The organism is Chitiniphilus eburneus (assembly GCF_005048205.1).
GTDB classification, from domain to species: Bacteria; Pseudomonadota; Gammaproteobacteria; order Burkholderiales; family Chitinibacteraceae; genus Chitiniphilus; species Chitiniphilus eburneus.
Window position 1 is genome coordinate 1 of record NZ_SUMF01000057.1, and the last position, 6175, is coordinate 6175.

At 66.2% G+C, this 6175-nt stretch carries 4 protein-coding genes; all 4 read left to right on the plus strand.

Features of this window, described 5'->3' with window-relative positions:
• Nucleotides 1-206 (plus strand): hypothetical protein (locus FAZ21_RS20675; RefSeq protein WP_211243540.1); only part of this gene is annotated, 206 nt, incomplete at its 5' end.
• Nucleotides 203-2050 carry a type VI secretion system baseplate subunit TssF gene (tssF, locus tag FAZ21_RS19690; protein ID WP_136775137.1) on the plus strand — a complete coding sequence of 616 codons (1848 nt, stop codon included), beginning with the start codon at nucleotides 203-205 and terminating at the stop codon, nucleotides 2048-2050. The genes FAZ21_RS20675 and tssF, both read left to right, overlap by 4 nt.
• A complete protein-coding gene (gene tssG / locus FAZ21_RS19695; RefSeq protein WP_136775138.1) occupies nucleotides 2014-3252 on the plus strand; it encodes a type VI secretion system baseplate subunit TssG in 1239 nt (412 codons plus the stop codon). The genes tssF and tssG overlap by 37 nt, the downstream gene beginning before the upstream one ends.
• On the plus strand, nucleotides 3249-6002 hold the full coding sequence (locus FAZ21_RS19700) for a contractile injection system protein, VgrG/Pvc8 family (RefSeq protein WP_136775139.1): 2754 nt from the start codon (nucleotides 3249-3251) through the stop codon (nucleotides 6000-6002). The genes tssG and FAZ21_RS19700 overlap by 4 nt, the downstream gene beginning before the upstream one ends.
• The last annotated feature ends 173 nt before the right edge of the window (nucleotides 6003-6175 follow it).

Below are 6175 nucleotides of genomic sequence, written 5' to 3' on the forward strand. Positions count from 1 at the left end.
CGCGGGTGGCCTTTTCTTTGGTTCGTTTCTTTTGGCCACGCAAAAGAAATGAACCGGCCCGCCCGGCCGCTAAGGGCATCAATCAAACCGCGCCGCAGGCGCTCAGCCTTTCAGAAGTTGCAGTTGCAGTTGCCGTGGCAACCGCCGCCGCAGCAGCAACCGCAGCGGCCATCGTCCCAGGCCTGGCCGGCGAGGCCCCCCAATGACCACCCCCGCCTACGGCACCCGCCTCAAGGACTACTTCGTCCGCGAACTCTTCGCCCTGCGCGAAGACGCGGCCGAGTTCGCCCAGGGCTACCCGCAGGTGGCGCAGGCGCTGTCGCTGTCGCGCGGGCGCAGCCAGGATCCGCATGTCGAACTGCTGATGCAGTCGTTCGCCTTCCTGGCCGGTCGATTGAACTACCAGATGGAAGTGCAGCAGGCCACGCTGCCCAACACCCTGCTGCACTTTCTGTACCCGCATCTCGAAGCACCGGTGCCGTCGATGATGGTGGCCGAGATCGAGGTCAACCCCAGTGGCGCGAATTTCGCCAAGGGCGTCACCCTGGCGCGTGATCGGCAGATGTACGTCAACGCCACCAACGACCAGGGGCGCAAGTTGCCGTGCCGGATGCGCACCTGCGCCGAAACGCCGCTGTGGCCGCTGACGGTGACCGAAGTCAAGGTCACGCCCACCGAGGAATACGACTTCCTCAAGGGCCACGGCAACGCGGCGCTGCGCGATACCCGCTCCGTACTGCGTGTCACCGTGCGGCGCCAGGGCAACGAACGCTTGCAGGACATCAACCCCGGCCGGCTGCGCTTTTACATCAACGACGAGGAAAAGCACGCCTGGCAGTTGTACGACATGCTGGCGCTGAACCTGGTCGGCGTGGCGCTGCGCGCCGGGCGCGGCGATGCGGCGCATCTGCGCAAGCTGCCGCCCGAGGCGCTGAGCTGGTGCGGCTTCGAGCGCGACGACGCCATGCTGGTCGCCAGCCCGCACACGCACCCGGGCTACCGGCTGTTGCAGGAATACTTCGCCTTCCCCGAGAAATTCCTGTTCTTCGAACTGAACGGGCTGGATTTCACCGGCGCGGACGACGAGGCCGAGCTGCTGTTCCTGTTCGACCTGCCGCCCAACAAGACCCTCACCTTCGTGCCGGGCGTGCTCAAGCTCAACTGCGTGCCGCTGGTGAACCTGTTCTCGCAGCGCATCGAGCCGCTGCCGCTGGACCAGACCCAATACGAATACCGGCTGCGCGCCGACATCCAGCACCACCGCAATGTCGAGATCTACGCCATCGAGGAACTGGTGTCGATCCGCCCCAACGCCAGCCCGCGCCCGCTGGCGCCGTACTTCGCCATGGACGAGGCGCAGAAGCTGGCGCAGCAGGATTACTTCTACGTCACCCGGCGCGAGGTCAGCCAGTTGGCGCAGGTGGCCGGTACCGAAACCTATGTGTCGCTGCTCGATACCCAGTTCGATCCCGACCAGCCCACCGACGAGGTGATCGGCGGCCGCGCGTTGTGTACCAACCGCCGCCTGCCGGAACAACTGCGCGTCGGCGATCTGCTGCAACTGGAAGGCGCTGGCCCGGTGCAGGCGATCCGCATCGTCAGCAAGCCCACCGCGCACCAGACGCCGCAACTGATCGGCGACCGGCCGTGGGCGCTGGCGTCGCAATTGGCGCTCAACCACCTGTCGCTGGCCGAGGGGCCGCTGGCGCTGTCGGCGCTGAAGGACATGCTCAGCCTGCACGTCGGGCCGATGAGCGTGAACGGGCTGAAGCAGATCGACAGCATCAAGGAAATACGTTGCCGCCCCGTGGTTCGCCACGTCGGGCGCGAAGGCTGGCGCGGTTTCGCCCAGGGCGTGCACATCGACCTGGCGCTGGATCGCAGCAATTTCGAGGAGGCGAGCGCCGTGCTGTTCGCCGAGGTGCTGCGCCGTTTCCTGGCGCTGTACGCCTCGCTCAACACCCTGGTCGAACTGTCGCTTGAAGTGCAGGACGTCAAAGGAACGCTGAAATCATGGCCACCGCTGATTGGCGCACAGCCCGTCCTCTGAGCGAGCAGTTGCGTACCGACTACGGACGTTTCAACGTCTTTCAGTTGGTGCGCCTGCTGCGCTGGAAGCCGCGTGTCGCCAATGCGCACGGCAAGCGCCCGCCGCTGGCGGTGTGGCGCATGGACGACCGCGTGCGCTTCCGTGGCGATCTGTCGGCGGCGTTCCCCGGGCGCGAAGTCACGGGCCTGGTCTGGCGCGAGCCGGCCGACCGGGGCGTGGCCGGCCATGCCGCGCGGCAGCACGACCTGCCGGCACGCATCGACCTGGCCACGCCCAACTACTGCGTGGCCGGCGAGCTTGGCCCGCTGCCCGAGCCGTACACCGAATGGGTGCGCGACCAGCAGCGTGGCGGCTCCCCGGCGTTCGCCGCCTTCCTCGATCTGTTCAACCACCGCATGAACGTGCTGCGCCACAACCTCAAGGGGCGGCAGGAAATCGCGGTCAATCACCTGTATCCATCCGAAACGCGCTATGCGCAATACCTGGGCGCGCTGATGGGCGTGGGCCTGCCCGAGCTGGCGCAGCAATTGCCGTTGCCGCAGCGCGCCTGGCTGGGGCTGGCCGGGCTGATGGCCAACTGCCGCCGTACCGGCAGCACCGTCGAACACGTGCTGTCGCTGTACCTGGGCGTACCGGTGCGGCTGACGCAGATGGTCGGTGCCTGGCGCAAGCTGGAGGATGGCGACCGCCAGTTGCTGGGGCGGCGCGGCAACCGGCTGGGCCAGACCAGCCTGCTGGGCAGCAAGGTGTGGGACCAGCAGGCGCGGGTGCGGCTGACGATCGATCCGCTGCCCTACGCCCGGGTGGCCGAATTGCTGCCGGGCGCCAGCATTGCGCCGACGCATCGCGTCGGCGAGCACCCCACGCCGGACGCCGAGGCCCGGCAGCGTGGGCAAGGGGCCGGTCACGCGGCCTTTGCCGCGCTGGTGGCCTTTCTGCTGGATCGTCGCTTCGACGCCGAAGTGGTGTTGCAGGTGGCCGACGACGCCGTGCCGCCGCGCCCGATAGTGTCCGGAGGCGGCCCCGGTGCCGGCCTGCGGCTGTCGCACACCGCCTGGTTGCCCACCCGCCGCGAACAGCAACGCGCGGGCACTGCCGGTGCCGGGCGCCTGGGCCGCGATGCCAGGCTGCTGGGGCCGAGTTCACTGCGCCCACCACGCGAAGTGCGCTTCCTGTTACCTGCCTTTGGAGCCGCCGCATGAACGATCGCGTGCTGAATGCCGACATCGGCGAGATGCAGATTCAGACCGTCGCCAATCGGGCGCCGTACCTGCATTGCGCTGTTTTCCTGCCGGGTAACAATAACTTCATCGGCGACGAGACCTTCCGCCTGACCAGCTTCTCCGGCCAGGAGGGCGTATCCGAACCGTTCGACTTCCAGCTTGAACTGCATGCCGATACCCATTCGGACAGCGACGTGCCCAAGCAGGCGCAATTCGTCGGACAGACGCGTTCGCTACGCTTTGCCGACCTGATCGGCCGCCCGGTCACCGTCGGCATCCACCTGCCGTCGCCCAGCGGGCAGGCGGCGGTGGCCGAGCGTTTCGCCCAGGCGGTGAGGGGCGGCGATCCGGGCGACGGGCTGGCGCTGTTCAACGGCATCATCACCACGCTGTCGATGGAAGACCCCGGCGTCTACCGCGCCACGATGAAGCCCGCGCTGTACAAGCTGACGTTGACCAACCGCTACCAGATTTACCCGCACCAGTGCATCCGCGACATGATCGAGACGCTGATGAAGCGCCATCGTATCGCCTACTCGGTGGCCGGCATCGGCGGCGCCGACAACCTGGCCACCGAGCGGGTGCAGGACTGGATGCAGGCCGGCGAGAGCGACTATGAACTGTTGCGCCGGCTGATGGGCAAGGCGCACATCAGCTACTACATCAGCCATAGCGCCACCGGCCACACCGTGGTGTTCCTCAACCGGCCCGACTACCCGCAGGTCTATGCCGACCGCCGTCCGCTGCGCTACACCCAGACCGCGCTGGATGAACTGGGCCTGCACGAGCCGGACCTGCTCAGCCAGTTCAGCTACCAGCAATCGATGCAGACCAGCGGCGTGACCGGCACCGCCACCCGCCAGGAGGCCGCCTGGGAGCGCGACGAAGTGGCCGTCACTACCTCGTACCGCCATGCCGCGCTGGCCGATACCGGCGAGCTGCCATTCCGCCAGTACAAGATCTACCAGTACGGTTGCAGCCACGACGAACTCCAGGAGTTCTCCGGCCGCACCCAGTTGTCGCTGACCACCGCCGGCAGCCAGTTCTCCGGCGCCGCCACCTGCCCGCTGTTCCATCCCGGGCACCAGTTCAGCGTCAGTGCCAAGCCCTGGCAGGCCAACCCGCAGCCGGTGCGGCTGTCGCTGGAAGGGCACACCTTCGTGCTGACCTCGGTCAAGCACGAGGCCAGTCTGGATGGCAGCTATCGCAACCAGTTCCAGGCGGTGGATGCCGCCGGCTCGCTGGCGCCGTTCTCGCTGGCGGATACCCAGCAGGGCGCGGTGCTGGCCACCGTGGTGCCGCCCCCGGCGCCGCCCAACTGGCGCTGGTACGACAAGCATGTCTACTCCCCCGAAACCGCCAGCCTGCTCGACGGTGAGGGCGACCAGAGAGAACTGAAGGCAATGGGCGTCTACGTGCGCTTCACGGTGGACGATGACCAGAGCCAGCCGGTGTGGGTGAAGCTGGCATCGCACATGCAGACGGTGCCGGAATACGGCGTCACCGTCACCGTGGCGCGCGCGCAGGACGAATCGGAGCTGCCCGAGATCCAGAGCATCCTGCAAAGCAATGGCAGCCAGACCATCGTGCCGTCGGGCTGGCAGGCCAGCAGCCACGTGGGCAACAGCTTTTCCACCAGCTACAGCGACGGCAAGCGCATCAGCTTCGGCGCCACCTCCCGCTACGACCTGGACAACGCGGTCAACCTGGTCACCGCCGCCTACGCGCGTGGCGTGTTCCGCGACGCGGGCTATTCGCAGGGCGGTAACTACAGCTACAACACGTCTGAGCAACGCGCCGACGGCATGCTCGGCGAATCGTGGTCGTACGGCTGCAACTACGGCAATAGCTGGGCCAAGGAGAACACGAACTTCTCTGCCACCGGCCGCAGCTTCAGCCACATGGTGCGTGGCCGGTACGACACTGGCCTGCAACTGAACGAATCGAGCTACCCCGCCGCCGCCGGCGCGGTGGACGCCAGCGTGGTGGAAACCTTCGGCAACACCTGGAACCAGAGCACCCAGACCGGCAACAGCACCGGCAGCAACACCATGATCGGCAACAGCGACAACACCTCGATCACCGTGGGTAACTCGCTGTCGGCCGCGGTGCAGGTGGGCAACACCGTCAACGCCCACATCATGACCGGCGTGGCCAGCAACACCAGTCTGCACAACGTCGATCTCAACACCTCGGTCACCGCCATGACCGGCAGCCTCAGCACCGTGGGCGTGGCCACCAGCGTCGGCATGGTGGGCATGACCAGCAACAGCAACATCACCGGCGTAGCCGAGAGCACCAGCCTTACCGGCAGTAACCAGAGCATGTCGATGACCGGCTCGCACCAGAGCGTATCGGCCACCGGCAGCGTCACCAGCATGGACGCCACCGGCATGGTCACCAGCATGAGCATGACCGGCATGCGCACCGGTACCAGCATGACGGGGATGGTGGACGACACCAGCATGACCGGGATGACCACCAGCATGGGCATGGTGGGGATGTCCACCAGCATGAATCTGGTGGGCAACAGTAGTTCGATCAGCATGACCGGCGTCAGCTCGTCGCTGAGCCTGACTGCCAGCAGCAGCTCGCTGAATGTGGTGAACGATCAGGTGGGGGCGGAAATTTATCTGGGGGGATTGAAGAGCGGGGTGGATCAGCGGGTGGAGTGTGATCTGAAGCAGATCATCGTCGAAGTGATGTCCGGCGTCCGGCTGATCATGTGAGGAGGGGAGAGATGATGATTGCTGCTTTCTTCTCCGGCGTGGTGGTTGCAACTGCAACTGCAAAGGCTTTTAAACGCCTAGCGCCTGCGGCGCGGTTGATTGATGCCCTTAGCGGCCGGGCGGGCCGGTTCATTTCTTTTGCTTCGCCAAAAGAAACGAACCAAAGAAAAGGC